The organism is Aureicoccus marinus (assembly GCF_002954325.1).
Classification (GTDB): Bacteria; Bacteroidota; Bacteroidia; order Flavobacteriales; family Flavobacteriaceae; genus Aureicoccus; species Aureicoccus marinus.
The window spans coordinates 1,150,876-1,169,155 of the sequence record NZ_MQVX01000001.1; the positions used below are offsets into that span (position 1 = coordinate 1,150,876).

13 protein-coding genes and 2 pseudogenes are annotated in these 18,280 nt (G+C 37.5%); 8 read left to right on the forward strand and 7 right to left on the reverse strand.

Going from position 1 to position 18,280, the window contains the following annotated elements; translation table 11 throughout:
• Positions 1-7: 7 nt before the first annotated feature.
• Positions 8-1,495: a lipopolysaccharide biosynthesis protein gene (locus tag BST99_RS05340; RefSeq protein ID WP_105000877.1), complete on the forward strand. Its 1,488-nt coding sequence runs from the start codon at positions 8-10 to the stop codon at positions 1,493-1,495.
• A gap of 425 nt (positions 1,496-1,920) precedes the next feature.
• Here BST99_RS05340 and BST99_RS05350 read toward each other — a convergent pair whose 3' ends face one another.
• The 4 genes and pseudogenes from BST99_RS05350 to BST99_RS05375 form a co-directional block, all read right to left on the reverse strand.
• Entirely contained in the window at positions 1,921-3,090 is a 1,170-nt protein-coding gene (locus tag BST99_RS05350) for a glycosyltransferase (protein ID WP_105000879.1), read from the reverse strand.
• Between the two features lie 46 nt (positions 3,091-3,136).
• Positions 3,137-3,960, reverse strand: a pseudogene (locus tag BST99_RS05355) (integrase core domain-containing protein).
• 1,232 nt (positions 3,961-5,192) lie between these two features.
• Positions 5,193-6,449 (reverse strand): hypothetical protein, encoded by a 1,257-nt coding sequence (locus BST99_RS05370; RefSeq protein WP_105000882.1) that lies wholly within the window; start codon positions 6,447-6,449, stop codon positions 5,193-5,195.
• 266 nt (positions 6,450-6,715) lie between these two features.
• Positions 6,716-8,055: pseudogene (locus tag BST99_RS05375) on the reverse strand (IS3 family transposase).
• 391 nt (positions 8,056-8,446) lie between these two features.
• On the opposite strand from BST99_RS05375, the gene BST99_RS05380 reads away from it, so the two are divergent.
• From BST99_RS05380 to BST99_RS05400, 4 genes are all read left to right on the forward strand, one after another.
• Complete coding sequence (locus BST99_RS05380) at positions 8,447-9,562, forward strand: glycosyltransferase (RefSeq protein WP_105000883.1); 1,116 nt, start codon at positions 8,447-8,449, stop codon at positions 9,560-9,562.
• Positions 9,559-10,821, forward strand: a complete 1,263-nt coding sequence (locus BST99_RS05385) for a glycosyltransferase family 4 protein (protein ID WP_105000884.1) — start codon at positions 9,559-9,561, stop codon at positions 10,819-10,821. The genes BST99_RS05380 and BST99_RS05385 overlap by 4 nt, the downstream gene beginning before the upstream one ends.
• A 132-nt stretch (positions 10,822-10,953) precedes the next feature.
• On the forward strand, positions 10,954-11,424 hold the full coding sequence (locus BST99_RS05390; protein ID WP_181044156.1) for an acyltransferase: 471 nt from the start codon (positions 10,954-10,956) through the stop codon (positions 11,422-11,424).
• Between the two features lie 701 nt (positions 11,425-12,125).
• On the forward strand, positions 12,126-12,623 hold the full coding sequence (locus BST99_RS05400; protein ID WP_146106210.1) for a hypothetical protein: 498 nt from the start codon (positions 12,126-12,128) through the stop codon (positions 12,621-12,623).
• On the opposite strand, the gene BST99_RS05405 is transcribed toward BST99_RS05400, so the two are convergent.
• Together BST99_RS05405 and BST99_RS05410 are read right to left on the reverse strand one after the other, a co-directional pair.
• Complete coding sequence (locus BST99_RS05405; RefSeq protein ID WP_146106211.1) at positions 12,620-14,113, reverse strand: SGNH/GDSL hydrolase family protein; 1,494 nt, start codon at positions 14,111-14,113, stop codon at positions 12,620-12,622. The two genes, BST99_RS05400 and BST99_RS05405, sit on opposite strands and share 4 nt — an antisense overlap.
• Before the next feature lie 144 nt (positions 14,114-14,257).
• The gene (locus tag BST99_RS05410; protein ID WP_105000889.1) at positions 14,258-15,355 is read right to left on the reverse strand and encodes a glycosyltransferase family 61 protein; all 1,098 of its coding nucleotides are present in this window, start codon (positions 15,353-15,355) and stop codon (positions 14,258-14,260) included.
• A 111-nt stretch (positions 15,356-15,466) separates the two neighbouring features.
• Between BST99_RS05410 and BST99_RS05415 the strand changes: the two genes are divergently transcribed.
• The 3 genes from BST99_RS05415 to BST99_RS05425 are packed head-to-tail and all read left to right on the forward strand — an operon-like array spanning position 15,467 to position 17,728.
• Positions 15,467-16,318: a glycosyltransferase gene (locus BST99_RS05415; RefSeq protein ID WP_105000890.1), complete on the forward strand. Its 852-nt coding sequence runs from the start codon at positions 15,467-15,469 to the stop codon at positions 16,316-16,318.
• Positions 16,318-16,599, forward strand: a complete 282-nt coding sequence (locus tag BST99_RS14780; protein WP_262494649.1) for a glycosyltransferase — start codon at positions 16,318-16,320, stop codon at positions 16,597-16,599. Before BST99_RS05415 ends, BST99_RS14780 begins: the two co-directional genes overlap by 1 nt.
• 58 nt (positions 16,600-16,657) lie before the next feature.
• On the forward strand, positions 16,658-17,728 hold the full coding sequence (locus BST99_RS05425; RefSeq protein ID WP_105000892.1) for an acyltransferase family protein: 1,071 nt from the start codon (positions 16,658-16,660) through the stop codon (positions 17,726-17,728).
• Between the two features lie 13 nt (positions 17,729-17,741).
• Here the strand turns inward: BST99_RS05425 and BST99_RS05430 are convergent, their stop codons facing one another.
• Positions 17,742-18,185, reverse strand: coding sequence for a hypothetical protein (locus BST99_RS05430; RefSeq protein WP_219843815.1), 444 nt, complete (start codon positions 18,183-18,185; stop codon positions 17,742-17,744).
• Positions 18,186-18,280 lie beyond the last annotated feature (95 nt).

The following is an 18,280-nucleotide window of genomic DNA, read 5'->3' on the forward strand; positions in this document are numbered from 1 at the left end:
TTATCGATTGAAATTAGGAGAAAAAATGTTTCGTGGATTGGCTTGGAGCTCCATGGAGCGTCTCTCAATTCAGGCTATTCAATTTATCCTGGGTATTATCCTAGCCCGTATTTTGACAGAAGAACAATACGGTACAGTGGGTATCTTATTGATCTTCATTGCCATATCCAAGGTTTTTATCGATAGCGGGTTTTCACAAGCTCTCATTCAAAAGAAAAACCATAACCTGCAGGATGAGAATACCGTTTTTATATTCAATCTCTTATTGAGTATAATCTGCTATGTTATACTTTATTTAGGCGCTCCATATTTCGCCGAATTCTACAGTGATAACCCCATACATATTGAGCTCCCACGTTATTTACGGATAATTGCCATTATCCTAATAATTAATGCTTTTGGTGCTGTTCCTCTGACCCTTGTAACAAAAGAATTAAATTTTAAGGTGCAAACTATAATCAATGCCATTGCTTCCATTTTATCCGGCGTTGTAGCGGTTTATTTGGCCTACGACGGCTATGGAGTTATGGCCCTTATCTATCAGCAAATAGTTCGTGCTTTAATAGCCCTAGTTGCAATTTACGCCTTGATTAAATGGAGACCTTTATGGATCTTTTCGTGGCATTCATTCAAAGATTTATTTCGATATGGTTCTAATATATTGATCGGCTCTGTTTTGGGAGTATTGGTAAATAACTTAAGTGCCGTTTTTATTCCCAAAATGCTTAGTGTCTCCCAATTTGGCTATTACACTCGAGGAATGCAATTCTCAGATTTTGCGTTTGGGGTAGTTAACTCTACTCTAGGAAGAGTGATTTTCCCAGGTCTCTCCAGAGTTCAGGATGATCTGAGTAGACTTGTGGGTCATACTCGTCAAATTATTAAACTCGTGGCAATACTGAACGTCCCGCTATTTATGTTCCTTGCAGTTCTTGCAAAACCGATCATAGTGGTATTATTAACAGAAAGATGGCTTCCTGCTGCTCCGGTAATGCAATTTTTTTGTTTGGCTAGGATGGTTACCATTATCTCCGGTGTCAATGTGAGCCTAATGCAAGCAATAGGTCGTACCGATCTTATACTTCGCCAGCAGTATGTAAAGATTGCCGTAAGGATAGGGCTTTTAGTATTTGCCTTTCAATATGGAATCGTATACGTTGCCCTGGCAGAATTGATTTCTACTTCAATCCATTTCTTCATCAATACTTATCACCCAGGTAAGATTATGAAGTACGGTGCTTTAAAGCAACTCTGGGACCTGAAGGAGATTTTTACAGTAGGCATGTTCGCTTCTGGCATTACATACTTTACCAATATGTTCTTGTCCTTGCATTGGTTTCAGCAAAATTTAGGTGAAATAATAGGAGGAGTAGTCTATCTCCTAATTTGCTTCTTAATTGGAGGAATATTCTATTTGCTACTTTGTCGTTTGTTGAAAATACGCGAATTCAAAACGATTATAAATCAATTAAAGTCGCTGATCAATAATCGCTAATTAGGCCATTTAAGAGAAAAGATTACCCTGGAATTTTTCTTCACATTAGGATAAGGATAAAGTCTAAGTCTTAAAGTTTTCCCAAGTTTATTTTCATTAAATTTAATGAATATCCCAGAGGTGGTTTTGTAAGTCATACATGTATAACCAAAAGAGTTACAATAAACCGAATCCATATGCTTCGATTTCTTATCCATACACTCACCTTTGGCAAGAATAAATACGAGATCTTCAACTGGATGCTTTTTAAGCAAGAAAAGGTCGTTTATGCGGATATACCTAGAATAAATGGGTTCTTATCCCTCAGGAGAAGTTGCCAGGGAGTCATCTGCAAAAATTTAGCTGACGGTTTACATACTACCCAAAAAAGAATTAATCACGGTTATTTGTAGAACAGTAAATGAGTCAGTAAACAGCCTGCTAACTCAGCTTCTAAGTCGGTATAATGACCGATAGGATAGGGCGATATCACTCCAATTGAAAACCCCTATAAGAGACTTATTAATAGTTAAACTATTATAGTTATTGATACAATTCAATATGGCAGTCTGAATGGATTCAACAGTAATTTGGTTTACGGCTATTCCACAATTAGCATTCCTTAAAAATCCACTAATTCCTTCACCCTGTTTATAAATTACCGGTAAGCCTTGAGAAAGAGCTTCGATATAAACTAAGCCGAACAGTTCGTGTTCAGCAATCATTGCAAAACAGCTAGCCTCTCTATAATACTTTAATAATGACTCTTTCTCTTTGACAACCCCTTTATACTCAACATATTTCGAGGAATCGATTGCCCTTAAAACATTCTGATAGTATTCTTTTTCCTTCGCATTGGCACCGCCTACAACGACAAGCTCAACAGCCAACTCTTTGACTTTATTAATTTGATTTACTGCCGAAATCAAATCAATAACATGCTTCCTTCGTTGGATTTGACCAACATAAATGATCTTGAACACCTTTTGATTTTCTAACAACCCTTTTTTTCGGTAATTGTTATGCCAAAAATCATCAATGCCATTGGGAATAGTTGCAAATTTTTTCTTGAGTTGCTCTCTCCACCGTACCGAAATCATGCCTGATAGCAGACTTCTGTAAGAGTCCGATATAAAAATAATCTTTTCCGCATTTTTGAGGACCTTATGAACATAAGGTCTTCGATGATACATCAACTTATACTGTAACCCAACATCTGTACTGCGGATAGCCACGATATACTTCAAGCCGAACTTCTTCTTTAGTTTGTAAGCTACAACACCGTCATTGTATAAGTTATGCGCATGAACAAAATCAACGTTCTCATGCAGTCCTAGCTTAATTATTCTACGTGTAAGCGTTCTAATCTTATACCTAAACCTGTACTTATGATCTTTACGAATGATCTTATCAAAAAATAAACTAGTGTTAGGTAGATCAACCTGGTTCTCAGGCTCGCGATTGTACTTGATTGGAATATAAACCCTTTGTTCACAATGTGCATCCTGTGCACCATGTAAAGACGAATATAGGTGATTGTCTATGTAATACGAATTGAGGTGCAATATCACCATGGCTTTATTTTGAGTATTAAACATTGGGAGGGTTTGATGCATGCAGGTGTACGTCTTCAAGTGAAACTGGACTAATGCTTAGTGAAAGTTAGGCACTATTTTTTAGTTTTCTTTTGTGGTAATTTTTCCTTCTAATTTGGATTGTTCTCTGTTTGATTTTGTCTCTTCGTTTTAGGATTCTATGGTGCCTTCCTGTGATCACATCTTCAGGGGTCACATTGCCGAGTGATTCGTGATATCGATCACTATTGTAGAAGTGTACAAATTCATCAATAGCCAGTTTTAAATGTTCCGGACTGTAGTAATTATCGAGTTTAATCACATTCTTCAATGTCCTGTGATAGCGTTCAATCTTGCCTTGCGTTTGTGGGTGAGCTGGTGCTCCTCTGACATGCTTAATGCCCTTGCTTTGGACAAACGCTTGCAGATCGTGGGAGATGTAACAGGAGCCATTGTCTGAGAGTAACTTGGGAGCTTGGTCTTTGGTTAATCCCGTTCTCTTTAAAGCCATATCAATTGTTCTGTTGACTCCCAGCTCTGATTGTGAGTAACGCATATACGGATGGTACTTTACAAGCTTTTTTTAAGACCACGGATCTCCAGGGTTTGCTCTGCTACTGTAAGCTTGAGATCGTGATTCTCTTTCTTGAGTTCTTCTACCTCTGTACTGTTTGCTTCCCGAAGGGTATCACCCTGAAGTCTTTTCTTCCCCGCTTCCATAAAGTCCTTACACCACTTGTAATAAAGACCAGAGGCTATTCCTTCCTTTCTGCAAATACTGGCTACTGATTCTTCTCCTCGAAGACCTTCAATAACAATTCTGATCTTCTCTTCTGCGGAGAATTGCCTGCGGGTTTTACGCTTAATCTCTCTTACCGTTTGGCTGGCTGATTTCTTTTGTTGTTTGGCCATAATTGAATTGATTTTAAGTGATCTCCTCCCAACTCTTGGAAGGTAGAAAAGTGTCACTTAACTTTCAATCAATTCAGTTCACTTTTAGCTGACGGTTTACATTAGCCGGATCGGGCCATATTTCATATGTATGCAGATGAAGACACAGGAGCACTCGAGGAAATAATTCGTTCGATTAAAGCTAAAACAACGAGCGAAATAATGCTCTTGAATCATCATATTGCCTGGTATGGCAATAGAGACTCCCCTAAGAACCAAACTCTTAAAGACGATAATTGCTCTCAACTTATTAATCATCTGCCCAAAAATACGGCTGTGAGCTGGTGGATGTTCAAATGGGGTGGCGAGCTTATTTAACTACAAATAAAGGGTACGATATCAATAACCTGATGGTCGACGAAGTCTACAGTAATGTACATCCTAACAATGAAGTCAATTTACTTTTAAAAGATTCAATTCTTAGACATTTTAGATTCAATCTCATAAGTCATCAGCATTATAACCGAGGCTGGTCTAATCAGATCATGGTCATTAACTTAAAATAGAGCTTACAAGAAGGAAAAAGTTCTAATTTAACGTGATGGGGGAAATTCAGTATTGAGGATAACCACTTTCAGCTCGATTCAAGTTGGTTAGCACTTGATTTTGTTAGAAAAAAATAGAGTTGGTTCTGCCCCAGAACTGTGCCTAGGAAAGCGAAAAGCTCCTGGTGCATATTGACGGAAAAAAACCATCTGATTTTGACGAGCTTTACCTAAGGACAAGACCGTCAAGTGGCTATAATCACTGGAGTCCAGCCTTAAAAAAGGTAAGACTGGGTAAAAATTTACAATTAGAGGATTGGAAGCTGAAAATATTATCCATTGATCACTACAAAGAATTTATTTCATATCGGCTAGAAGGATTCAATAGCGGCTTAGATTAATATGGCACAAATGAGGAGATCTTTACTTCTGATTCCGGAAGAATACCCCTTTTTCCGTAAGACTTTTTCATCTTCGAAGCAGATAAATACACTAAAAAAATAACACCTCAAGGCTTTGACATTTATTGGAAAATAAAAGCTCAGCATGGGGATACCATTGTAACTCAAAAAGGTAAACATAGATATGATATCGCAAAAGGGCTGCGCAACTCTAATCATCAATTGGAACAGTCATTTGCCGTTTAGAAGAACTCATTTGCTGGTAAAGGAGATAATCATTTATCAACCTGCTTTGTAATGATAGTATTTAACTGAGAGGCATTAAGCAAAGTGCTCTCTTACCGGTGTGAACCGAATCAAAGCAAACCATATTCCCCGTGTGATTCATTCGAGGATGGAGATCACAGGCCCAATGCTGTCCCATTATGGATTGAAAACTTTTCAAAGAGTTTAAACTGGCCAAATATTGAACTTCGTTGGTTTTGGTATCCACTAAATACAATTTGGCCATGCGCCATTTATCCGGGTAGGTATCTGTAACAAAAATCGTGTCCGATGCAAAACTCTGATGCCCATCAGAATTAAGTCTCGGATAGGCAACTCTTCGGTATTTTTCCATTGTCGGACTCTCAAAAAGAATATGACTATCTACTCCCTCTAGCCTGCAGTAGGCAATGATCTGATTTTTTTCATTCCAAACATAATGAGAAACCATATCATCCGTCGGAGCTGCGTGACATTCTCCTTTTTTCAAATCGTAAACCAAGAGTCTAGACCATCTTTTTAAGGCGGCTTCTCTTTTAACAGATCGATGAAGAAAGGCCAGATACCTTCCATCAGGAGAAAACAAAGTATGCGTTACAAAGTGAGTTTGTTCGGAGACATATCTAGGTACTTCCCCTATCGTTTTAAGTTCTTCTATACTCACTAATAATTCTCTTGTATTGGCACCTATATCAATGGTAAAAAGTCCGGTTTGTTTTGGAAAATATTCCTCTAAAAAAGCCTCCCCATCCGCATAGGGATAACCATAACCACCCATCAACTCTTCCAGTCTTTCATAACTGAACGAGCTCGCCATTCGACCATCCTGTGAACAAGAGTCAATCGGATAATCCAATGTTTTTAGGAACTCTCCATTTTGATGATAAATACGCGATACGAAACGATTACTCTCCCTATCGTTAAATATAACACTTTCATTATCAAGCCATTGCAGCCTACACCCCTTATGATAGTTCCAGGCCTTTGTTCTTGCCAATGGTTTGAATTCGGACCAAAAATCATTCTTGTTGAAATACCCCACTTCCAGTTCTTCGCCCGGATTCGGCATTCTTTTGGGAATCAAGTAACGATTAGCCAAGAGTAGACTATCATTTGTGTGGAAGGGATTCAGGTCGTGAAAACCAAAGAAAAATCCCTCTTTAGCAACAATTGGGTTAATAGAGTAATCTTTTCTATTTGGAAGAATATCAAAAACACCCTGGTAGGCATTACGAAGCATAAGTTTTATAATGGGGTTATTCTTGACCGCGTTATAAACCAAACTTTCAAACTTGTTCATTAACCAAAAATTTACTTCTGTATACTAAGAACAATAGGTCCCGGTGAAATTAATTAAATAGTTTTTCTATCCGTAAGTTAGCTCAAAAGATTATTGAGAGCAGAAATGGCTAAAAGAAGGCACTTACAAAGCGCCTATTATGAATGGTTTTTCTGGTAAGATATCTCGGAGAGATGCAAACATGCACAATAGATAAATAAATTTATCAAAATACCCCCGAAAGGATGTACGTCTTCAAGTGAAACTGAACTAATGCTTAGTGAAAGTTAGGCACTATTTTTTAGTTTTCTTTTTTGATGATTTTTCCTTCTAATTTGGATTGTTCTCTGTTTGATTTTGTCTCTTCGTTTTAGGATTCTATGGTGCCTTCCTGTGAACACATCTTCAGGGGTGACATTACCGAGTGATTCGTGATATCGATCACTATTGTAGAAGTGTACAAATTCATCAATAGCCAGTTTTAAATGTCCCGTAATGTAGTAATTATCGAGTTTAATCACATTCTTCAATGTCCTGTGATAGCGTTCAATTTTGCCTTGTGTTTGTGGGTGAGCTGGCGCTCCTCTGACATGCTTAATGCCTTTGCTTTGGACAAAGGCTTGCAGATCGTGGGAGATATAACAGGAGCCATTGTCTGAGAGTAACTTGGGAGCTTGGTCCTTGGTTAGCCCTGTTCTTTTTAAAGCCATCTCGAGTGTTCTACTGGCATCTGAGGCTTTCATGGAAGAACAGAGTTCCCAGGCTATGATATAACGGCTGTAATCATCCATGATGGTGGAGAGGTAATACCATCCCCAGCCAATTACCCGGAAGTAGGTAAAATCAGTTTGCCACATCTGATTGATTCGAACTGTTGGGTCTTTAAAGCGATCAGAAGCACTGATTACCTGCATGGCTGGGCCAGTGATCAACCCTGCTCTTTTTAGGATTCTGTACACACTGGATTCAGAGATAAAGTAACCTTTGTTATCCGTGTAAAGACAAGCCAGTTCCCTTGCTGATCTCTCTGGCTGTTCTAAGGCTAGATCAAGGATATCTTCCTGGATTTGTGCCGGGATTCTATTCCAAACCACTCGCTCGGGATTGTACTGATTCTTCAGACCTTCAAAGCCCTCTTCCTGATAACGCCTATACCAATTGTAGAAAGTGCTCTTATTGATTTTAAGCTCTACAAGGGTTCTGTTGACCCCCAGCTCTGATCCTTCCACAATGCGGATGATCTCCATCTTCTCTGATTGTGAGTAACGCATATACGGATGGTACTTTACAAGCTTTTTTTAAGACCACGGATCTCCAGGGTTTGCTCTGCAACAGTAAGCTTGAGATCATGATTCTCTTTCTTGAGTTCCTCTACTTCCGTACTGTTTGCTTCCCGAAGGGTATCGCCCTGAAGTCTTTTCTTTCCTGCTTCCATAAAGTCCTTACACCACTTGTAATAAAGACCAGAGGCTATTCCTTCCTTTCTGCAAATACTGGCTACTGATTCTTCTCCTCGAAGACCTTCAAGAACAATTCTGATCTTCTCTTCTGCGGAGAATTGCCTGCGGGTTTTACGCTTAATTTCTCTTACCGTTTGGCTGGCTGATTTCTTTTGTTGTTTGGCCATAATTGAATTGATTTTAAGTGATCTCCTCCCAACTCTTGGAAGGTAGAAAAGTGTCACTTAACTTTCAATCAATTCAGTCCACTTTTAGCTGACGGTTTACACTTTCGACCTTAATCCATTTCTTTATAAACACCTACTCGTCTGGTAGATTCATTAAGTATGGAGCAATTCACCAAACAAAAGACTTAAAGAAAGTATTCCTAGCAAGAATAATCATGGCTGGTTTAGTATATATTTCGGGGGTTTACCTCAAATCGATAAACCATGTTGTTTGGCTATGTATTACTCCTGTATTGGCCTCTATTAGCTATCTTGCGATTGCCAAACTTTTTAATATAATGGAGCTTAGTGCGTTAATCTTCCGACTCACAGAATTTATCAAGAGTTCAAAATGAAAAAACTAAGACTGACGTGCATCTTTAACTATGCTCCTCACTATCGCTTGCCGATTTATCGGCTTATTGATGAACATTTCCAAACAGATTTCTACTTCGGTAAAAATTTGAAGGGTAGCATCCGATCCATCGATATGGACGATCTCAGTGGATTCAAAAACTATATAGTCAATAAAAATATTCTAGGTACCAATTACCTCTGGCAAAAAGGGGCCCTAAGAGCTTTTTTTAGACATCAAGAGTCCATTTGTATCCTGACGGGATCCCCTTACACCGTAAGCAACTGGGTAATCGGGCTATGTGGTCGCCTTTTAAACAGAAAAGTTTGGGTTTGGACACACGGAATGAAAGGAGAAAAAAAGGGAAAAAGAAAAGGGTTCGAAAAGTCATTTTACCGCCTTTTTGATAAAATTCTACTTTACGGGCATTATTCAGAAAAAATTATGCTAAAAGAGGGATTCAAAGAAAAAAAGCTCGTGGTCATATACAATTCCCTAGACTATACCAAACAACTTGAAATACGCAGGAATCTCAACCAAAAACTGATCTTTTCCAAGTATTTTAAGAATGACTTCCAGACTTTGATCTATGTGGGGAGATTGCAAAAAGTTAAAAGACTAGACCTGATCTTGCACGCTATGACCAAATTGAAACCAGAGATAAAAATTAACCTAGTTTTGGTCGGCAAAGAAACGGACGGGTCCAATTTGAAAGAATTAGTAAATAAACTTGGCTTGAGCGAACATGTTTGGTTTTACGGCGAAACTTATGATGAATTGGAAATCGCAGAACTTTTTAATGAATCTCACATTTGTATTTCTCCTGGACCGATTGGCTTGACTGCCATTCACGCAGCAACTTTTGGGGTCCCTTTAATTACAAATGACAATTTTTCAAAACAAATGCCCGAATTTGAAGTTATTAAGGATGGGATGAATGGTTCATTTTTTAAAGAAAATGATGTAGACGACCTCAGCGAAAAGATCCGGTTATGGTGCAACAAATCCGATGAAGAAATTCAAACTTCGCAATTGTATTCCTTGAATAAAATAAAACAGTATTACAACCCTTTGCGACAATTAGAAATAATAAGATCCCTTATACCTCAATGAAAATTCTTTGGATAACCAATACCATATTTCCTGAGTTTGCAAAATATCTTGAAATTCCTGTGCCTTTTGTAGGCGGGTGGATGTTTGGATTAGGAAGGGCAATGGCCCGGTTCGAAGATATAGAGCTAACCGTGGCCACAGTTACGGTTTCGTCTAAGGATCAAACATTTGTGTCAGAAGGTATAACTCATTACTTAATAAAGGGGAGTAAAATAAAGAATAAGTACGACAAGAGACTAGAACCTAAATGGAAAAGAATCATAGATGAAGTGCAACCCGATGTAATTCACATGCACGGCTCTGAGTACGCACATGGGCTTTCTTTGATGAAAGTTTATCCTGAAGGTAATTTCGTGGTTTCCATCCAAGGCCTAATAAGTGTTTATACACGCTACTATTTAGCGAGACTAGGTCGAGGAGACATCCTCTCGACGATCACCATAAGGGATTTGATTAAGCGTGATTCTATTCTTGATCAACACAAAGAATTTAAAATAAGAGGCAAAACCGTCGAGTTACCGATACTTAAAGGGGTAAAACATATAATTGGACGAACGAGTTGGGATTATTCGCACGCTAAGGCAATTAATCCGACGGTCAATTATCACTTTCAAAATGAATCTTTGAGGGATCCTTTTTACAGCTCAACCAAATGGAGTTTCGATAACTGTACTCCATATACCATCTTTATTAGCCAATCCACAAGACCTTTAAAGGGTTTGCATCAAGTAATCAAGGCAGTATCTCTCATAAATGAAGACTACCCTAAAATTCAGCTACGTATTGCAGGAAGTAACATTATTCGACCTAGCCGTTTTGGTAAAAGACCACTTAAAGGATACGGCGTATACATAAAAAAGCTTGGTGCTAAACTGGGTCTCTTAAACCAAATGACCTTCCTAGGAGGATTAACTGCCGAGCAAATGATCTCTGAATATTTAAATTGCCATTTGTTCATCTGTCCTTCTAGTATCGAAAACAGCCCAAATTCCTTAGGAGAGGCCCAAATCTTAGGGACCCCAATAATTGCTTCTTACACAGGAGGAATTCCTGATATGGTGACCCATAAAATTACTGGGCTACTCTACAGATTTGAAGAACATGAAATGCTCGCACAAGAAATCAAACGTATTTTTGACTCCCAGGAATTGAGTAAGAGCATTTCTCAAGAAGGAATTGAGGTCGCAACTATAAGGCACAATAGAGAGACCAATTCTCAACGACTGCATCAAATCTATAAAATTATTAATAACCACTAAGAGTAAGGTATGTCAGTTTTAAGACACATCTGGAGAATCGTTTCTTTGCGCTCTCTTCGATTCGCAATAATTAATAGAGTTGAACTTTCTAGCGCGAAGACTTCCTGGTCAAAAGTACCACGAATCAATGGGTTGTTACGCATTCAAGGAAAAGGTCGAATTCAGTTTGGCAAAAATGTCAAAATCAACAGCGGAAAAAATTACAACATAATTGGAGGGGATACTCGAACTGCTTTAGTGGTAAAGAAAAATGCCCGACTCGTAATTGGCGATAATTGCGGAATTTCTAATTGTTCTATAGTTTGTCACGAATTCGTACAGCTAGGAAAAGATGTTAAAATTGGTGGAGGAGTCAAAATATACGATACTGATTTTCATCAACTTGATGCTCACCTTAGAAGAGATGCTAAGACAGACATTGGGAGAACTAAACCTGTATTCATCGATGATGATGCTTTTATTGGAGCCCACTCCATTATTTTAAAAGGATCATATGTAGGTAAAGGTGCGATTATTGGTGCGGGCTCAGTAGTTAGAGGAAGAGTTCCTGATAATGAAATATGGACAGGTAATCCGGCAAAATTTGTTCGGAAAATCCATTAACTTGAAAAAGTGCTAGAGCTAAGACAATTCATAAAATCCTTTGGAGTAATTCTATCAGCTCTTTTGCTGATATTTCTCCTGGACCCTTATCGATTAGGGTTTCTAGCTGGTTATTTGTTAATAATCAGCATTATTCTTCAGCCAAACTTGTTCAAAAAGTTGATCGATTTTGATGCTTTTATCTTGTTCACTTTTTCTCTGATATACGCAGCTGTCTACAGCTTTAAAATGGAACAGGGGGTTCAATTTCTCATTATTTATTCGAGCTTTCCGGCAGGATTCTACCTTATAGGTAAGCGAGTAGGACTAACGCTGAAGTCTTCTAAACAGATGTTCCAGGTACTCTTCGTTTTGTCTTTTTGTTTTTCTATCACTGCGCTCACCTCTATCGTTCTCAACTTGGTCGATGGTGGTTTCGTACAAACCCAGAGGGATATTGCCTTATTCTGGAATGGCAAAACTCTCAATGCAACTGCAATGGGAGGCTACTTAATATATATCTTTGTGTCCCTGGCTTCTTATTGCTCTATAAAGTCAAGTTAACAAAGGCTTTTAGGTTTTTCATGATTTTGGCCTTTATAGTGACTTTACTCTGCGTATTTAGATTAGGGAATAGAACCCAACTTGTTCTCATTGTATTGAACACCTTGATCAGTATACTCTTCATAATTCCCGTTCAAACTAAAATATCGAACCTCCAATTGATCATACGCTTGATTATTCTTGGCAGTATTATCCTCGTGTTCTTCCCAGTAGATCTCGAAGCCGATTACCTTACCGTATTAAATTCTCGATTGGAACAAAATGACAATACGGCTACTGCTGGTGGTCGCACCATTCGATGGGAGAAAAGTCTTGAATTAATGATTGAGCAACCATTTGGTTGGGAAAAAGAAGCTATTGGTTATTCTCATAATATTTGGTTGGATGCTGCTCGGTACGGAGGGGTCCTGATGTTTTTCTATCTTATTTTTATCACCCTGAGGTTTTTGTCAAAAACTCTAAATACCATAAAACATTCTAAACACAACTTGGTTCAATTACAGCTCTTGTTATTCACCTTTGTAACTTTCGTCATATTCTTTGTAGAACCAATTCTTGAAGGGCTGTTTCACATTTTTAATTTCTACTGTCTACTTCAAGGTGTTATAAACCATTACCATATCCAAATTCATAAAGGCAGGGATTTCGAAACCTAGTTATTCATCTTGTGAGGAGAATATATTCGAAAAGCACTTATTGGAAACGGCCTACTACCTTCAATCAACTCAATGCTGAGCTTGTGAGTTTTATTGGACAATTCAAAAATATCATTTGTCTGGGTATTCTTTGAAGAATAAACAGCATAATCGCCTATATAAGGTTGTACCTTCCAGTTAATCTTAAAACCTTTAGAAGTTCTACTTTGGGTGTGAACGTCGGATTCAAAAATGTAAAAATCAGAAGGATTAATACGAATACGACCCGATTTAGATTCAAAAACACTTTGATTAGAGCCATTTCCTTCAAATCCATTGGACTTACTAAATACCTCGTAGCTAATTTCCTTTTTATCGTGATCGATAAAGGTGATTATAAGTTCATATTCGTCTCTGACCTGTGTTCCAACGAGATTTACTCGCTTAAGCGCTGGAGTAAAATAATCTAAACTTCTCGAAGGGCGGGTTACAAAGTACGTCTTTTTCCATTCTGATAAGGGTTTGCCATCTATTAGAAATTTGACCTTAGCACCCTCAGATGAAGGAATGTTTAAGGGAGAAATCAGTTCAATTCGAAACCCTGTAAAAGTAACTTCCAATTTACCCTGAGTCAATAACAAAAAATCGGAACGAGGTATGAGTTGAGCATTATCGGTATTAAGGATAGAATCAAGAGTAACGTATCCTTTACCAAGTTGAATTTCATGTATCAATTTTTCATTCTTGTCTGCCCAATGCACAGCTGTCTCTTGTTCAGAAAAGGCAGATATAATAGCTGATTCAATCAAATAATTGCCATTTCTATTTGGGTGAATTGCATCCTTCATTAAAACCGGTAATAAGATTTCAGGGTTCCTCTTTAGATAATCCTTCCAAAGAGATCGGATGTCCAGTAAAGCAAAACCATATTTAAAACACAATTCCTGCAGTTTATTTGAACCCACATCGTCCTTTAACCATTGCTCATTTCTCTCCTTTAAATTAGATTCTGCGTTCAGATGGTGATTGTATATAAGAACTTCCGCAGTAGTTCTGGTTTTAAACTGGTGAAAAATTCCTTCGAGTTTTCTGTCTTCCACTCCCCCATATACATGAAAAACAATCAGATCCGGTCGAAAAGGGATTACATCATGCTCAAGAGTTCTGACTAGATGCTTCGCAGTAAATCCACCTATTGATTTGTTATCAAAAATAATTTTGACACCGGGATTAATCGATTGCATTTGATCAATTATATGCTCGCTATTTAGCCCCCTTGTAATAGACTGCCCATAAAATAGAACCCGAAGACTATCCTTTGAACCAATAGCCCCTGTTTTCAGCATAAAATTAGTCCTCTGAAGGCCTTCTGAATTAACCAGATACTCCTTTAACTTAAAATCAATATTGGGGATATCCTTCGGCCGATTGCGCTGCCAATTTTTATATATCCTATAAGGAACAGCTGTCCAATCTAAATAGGAAGGTAAAATCCTGTAGTTCCGTTCCATAAAGGATCCATAGTATATAAGCAGCATAAGTAATGCTATTACTGTTGTAGCCTTTATAGAAATGCTTCTTATTATTTGTACACGTTTTAGAAATTCGAGCATATTTGTAGAAGTTGGTTTACAGAATGACTCTTAAAAAATATATCACTCCAGAATCTCTTGTAGATCAGAAAGCTCTATCTTAAAATCAACATGAAGATCAGGAGTAAGACTAGTGTCATTAACCAATTCATTAAGCTTTGAGTATTGTAAATTCGTCAATTCAGCTAATTCTTGATAAATAAGTGAGTTACTGTTGTTAGGGAAAAGTTCAATAACTCGGGTTTCTGCTTTACAAAAGACCAAATTCGCCATACCCGCACCATGGGGACTAACTATCGTTTCAACATTAGAAAATAGACTTACTTGTTTTTCAAAAGCCATTTCCTCTAAAAAGACTTTGACAAACCCTTTCTGCTCCAGATACGAGAAAACTTCTTCCTCATTGACTAATCGACGAGTCTTAGCCTGGGACCTGCTTATAAATATCTTGGCTCTAGAATCAGGTAACTGTCTAAACTCCCCAAATAATTCCTTCAAAAAACCAGGTATCCACTCCGGCATAGGAGCAGAAGGGTCATTGGGATGAGATGTAAGTAATAATTTGTTTGCGGTGATATGTCGATGGAATTGACTATTAACTATTTTCTCTGAAGATAAACCTAAGGACTCTAAGGCTTTTAGTTTGTATCCCTGAATTGGACCAGGCACAAGAATATAATCAATATCGTCCAAATCAGTGCCAGAGGATTGAAGAATGTGAATCCTAGATAAGGAATCAAACAGCCAATGATAGTAGTTTTTTGAAGAACCTCCACCAGAAAGTAAGGAAAAAACAGTCCCATCAAGGGCTTTCGGTTGATCACTGTAGTAAGTCGAAGTAAAAACAATGTTTTCTTCGGGTTGAACATAGCGCCCATTTCGATAATGAAAAGAAGGTTCAGCAAGCATTTCATTATCTGAATTGACGACCACTACTGTCTTGTCATTGTCTGTGTCTATCCTTCCACCGATCAAACTGTATAACTGGGCAGAATCATTTTTAGAAGGGATCTCGCTTTGGGGTTTAAATTCAAACGAATGGAAGTAGTCCTCTTTGCTTTCATCTAATGTATAAATGACTCTCTTAGGAATAAACTGGCTTCGAAAGACTATTCGTTTAGGGTTTAAAAAACGTACAATTCTCTTAAGTAATTTTACCATTGTTCTTACCTAGACTATTAAAAAAAATAGTTATTTCGTGGGGCTTGTAGGAAGCTGGCACAAATGTAAGCCAAGAATACCTTTTATTCTCTAATTAAAAGACTACAATAGATGAGGATCTTACACATCAATTCTTACTATATCGATAATCATCTCTATTCCTACCTATATAGAGAGTTAGATTCAAGTCATAAACAAACGATTTATGTTCCCATCAAATGGAACCGCAGTCCTGAAAATCAAGTTGATTTAGCACAAGGAGAGTTACATTTTTCCAGGATTCTGAAAAAAAAGCATAAATTTCTCTTTAAGGTTAAGGTGAGAAGCCTTTTTAAGGACCTGATCGGTCGAAATTTACATGAAAACTGTGAGCTAGTTCATGCACATAACCTTTTTAATGATGGCGCATTAGCATATGAATTGTTTAAATCCTACTCCCTGCCCTTTACCGTAGCAGTGCGCAGTACTGATATCAATTTACAGTATAAGTACATGGTTCACAGAAGAGGTTATATTCATATGGTCTTAAATTCGGCCCGAGATATCATTTTTATTTCTGAAGTATCACGTAAAAAATTCCTTGACATGTTACCAGAGGGTTTGTCTAAATCGCTGGAAAAAAAAACCATGGTAATTCCTAACGGTATTGATCATTTTTGGCATAAGAACACTGCAGAAAAAGCCATAAAAGACATCGATTCTCAGGAACCATTTCGTTTTATCTATGTAGGTCAGATTCTAAAAAGAAAGAAGCTTGAATTGGCCCTTCAGGCATTGAAGGAGCTGAACAAGGAAGGAAACCAATTCGAATTGATTGTGATTGGAGGAAGCAACAATTCCGAATTGGAGTATTATAGTGAAATCACGGCCGAATTTGAAAATAGGAAGGATATTCAATATCTGGGAAAAATAAAGGACAAAAAGAAATTACTCGAAGATACAGAAAAGCTGATGCCTTTCTAATGGTATCTCGAAATGAACTTTTCGGATTGGTCTATGTCGAAGCTCTTACGCAAGGATTACCCTTAATATTTCATCGTTCAGCAGGGATTTATTCTTTTTTCAAAGGGCGGCATTTAGGTATCGCATTGGAGGATTACTCCATCATGGAACTGAAAAATGCAATTTTAGAAATAAGAAAAGGTTACAATAATTTCACCATTGAAACGAAAGATTTCGAATCTTTTAATTGGAAAAATATCGCTGAGATCTATCAAAAGTTGTACGCTTCAATACTTGCATAACAGCGTTATTATACAATTAAAAACACAAATTATAATTCTGTTCTCAACATCCTAAATTATGAGATTACACAAGCTTGACGGTCTTAGAGGTCTTTTTAGTCTGATGGTAGTCTTTTTTCACTTTGACCCATACGCCGTCCCTTCTTACTTATATCCCAACTTTATAATTAGAGAGTCCTGGACATTTGTCGATTTTTTCTTCGTTCTCTCTGGCTTTGTAATCAGTCTCAACTATCACCATCTAAGCTCAAAAGAAGCGCTATGGCTTTACATGAAAAAACGATTTATACGCCTTTATCCTCTGCTCTTTTATACTGTAATGCTATTTTTTATAGTTGATGTGAGCATCAACTATCTCATGCCAAAAATGGTAGAAAATGTTGATTCCATAGGTGTTCTGATAACCAGACTCTTTGATTCATTGTTATTTATGAATTCCACACCTGTTTTAGGCAATAGTGGAGGAATCAATGGGCCCTCGTGGTCAATTTCAGCAGAAATGATCGCATATATGTATTTCGGATTACTATTGGTTTTTACTCCAAAAAAACTAAAGAATGTGTTGTTTGTGATAGGTATTTTATTAGGATACGCAATTTTGATTCTCGCAAAAGTACAGGATTGGGCCCTCGATCTCAGGTTCATAAGAGGTATAATTTCTTTTAGCATTGGCTATTTTACTTGGTTTTTTTACAACAAAAAGCCAAGTAAATCTCCTAATGTAATCGAGTATTTACTTTTAATTGTATTGGGGCTCTTACTATTTCAACTACACTCGATGGTTTTCGTCCCAAAAATGATATTCTTTACGTTTATTTTCCCTCTTTTCTTCGGGGTATTTATATATCTACTAACTGGTAGTAATGGATTGCTCTCGAAACTAATGGATTCAAAACTATTTAGATATTTAGGCAAACTCTCTTATTCCATTTACTTAAATCATTTTCTGTTGGTATTGGTCGTTCCTGCCTTTTTCTTTAAATATTTAAAGATTACCAATACCGACACCAACACTCTTCTGAGTACTCTTTTGGTGATCATACTGACAATAGGATACAGTCATTTGACCAACTTGTTCATCGAACAAAAATGCGGTAAAGAACTGAAGAAATGGATTTTTGGCGCTTAAAACAGGGTGGGACTCAAACTTCCATTATGCATAAGGCTCTTTTGCCGGTGAAGACAGAATCAAAACACATAACATTCCCTGCTCTATTCATTCGTGGATGCAAATCACAAGCCCAATGTGATCCAGGGATAGACTGATACTTTTTCAACGAATTTAAATTAGCCAATAATTTTACCTCATTCGAGTGGATATTAACCTTAAATATGCGCGCCATTCTGCGTTTATCTGGATAGGTATCAGTAATAAAGTTATTGGAATCTATAAAACTTTGGTGACCATCAGAATTCAGACGTGGATAAGCCAATCGCTCCCAGCTTAAAAGATGTGGATCTTTAAATAGAATATGACTGTCGATACCTTCCATCCTGCAAAAGGCGATAATCTGATTCTGATCGTTCCATACATAATGTGAAACCATATCATCAGTACCAGCTACATGAAGACTGTTTTCATGCAAGTCGTAGACCAGTAACCTTGACCATCTAAGAGCATCGTATTGTGACGACACAGCACGATGCATAAAAGACAAGTATCGACCATCCTTTGAGAAAA